The following is a 901-nucleotide window of genomic DNA, read 5'->3' as shown; positions in this document are numbered from 1 at the left end:
AGACGTATCAATGCTGTTCGAGCAATTACAGCCTTTGTATGCCAAATGGGAGAAAGGGTATTGCGTATCTCTGTTTGGGTAATCTCTGAAACGGGTAGACAGCCTAATTTAGGGAGAATATGAAGTTTTAAGGGTGAAAACCAGTTTCCATTTTTACCATCCCCTTTTAATTCAGCTTTACGACTTTCAAAAGTATCCAAAGCAATATCTTTTAAATAATGAAGATTACGCATTGCTTCACGCTTTTGTTTATTGCGTTCTTTAATGGGGTCACGACCCTCATGCAAAACAGAACGCCATTGATTTGCCAATTCACGCGCTTTTTTTAAAGAAACATGTCTTAATGCACCCAAGCCCATTTCACGGCGCCGACCGTAAATGGTATAACGATAAAGCCATTGAGCACCACCATCTTTACGCTTATGGAGGATCAAGCCGGCACCATCATTATATTTGCCAGCTCCCAATGTTGCGACAGCCCTTGCGTTAAGACGATTCATAAGAACCATTTTTAGTCCTTTCTTATATAAATTTTACCCACACACCAGCCCCGCTTTTGACGTGCAAGCAAGTGATATGAATTGATTCAATCTGAGAGGATTTAGAATAAGAAAATCTTACTATATTCAGTCCTCTCATTCAATATGCAAAACAGTGAATTATCATTATAAATCAATTTGTTGCCGTAAGCTATGACCCACGTTTTACGGGGGAATTCTTTCACTTGCGTATGAAAGTCAAGCGTGTTCTCCGTGATGATCAACAAATTGAACAGATCAATCAAGTTGTTGAAGCCTTTTTAGCAGAGATAGAACGAGAGATACAACAACTCTCAACAAAAGCTGCTTAACCTTATGGGGGTGTTTTGTTCCCCGCATATCTACAAGCACCCCCACCCTTC

At 40.1% G+C, this 901-nt stretch carries 1 protein-coding gene and 1 pseudogene; one reads left to right on the top strand and one right to left on the bottom strand.

Going from position 1 to position 901, the window contains the following annotated elements:
* The coding region (locus ACFINR_RS09480; protein ID WP_375654243.1) for an integrase arm-type DNA-binding domain-containing protein at positions 1-509 on the bottom strand (509 nt) is incomplete at its 3' end.
* 176 nt (positions 510-685) lie between these two features.
* On the opposite strand from ACFINR_RS09480, the pseudogene ACFINR_RS09475 reads away from it, so the two are divergent.
* A pseudogene (locus tag ACFINR_RS09475) lies at positions 686-850 on the top strand (exonuclease); the annotation flags it as partial.
* Between the last annotated feature and the right edge of the window lie 51 nt (positions 851-901).

The sequence above is a fragment of the Bartonella sp. AP19HLJMH genome, from assembly GCF_042196245.1.
Classification (GTDB): domain Bacteria; phylum Pseudomonadota; class Alphaproteobacteria; order Rhizobiales; family Rhizobiaceae; genus Bartonella.
This window is presented reverse-complemented; position numbering and strand designations above follow the sequence as displayed.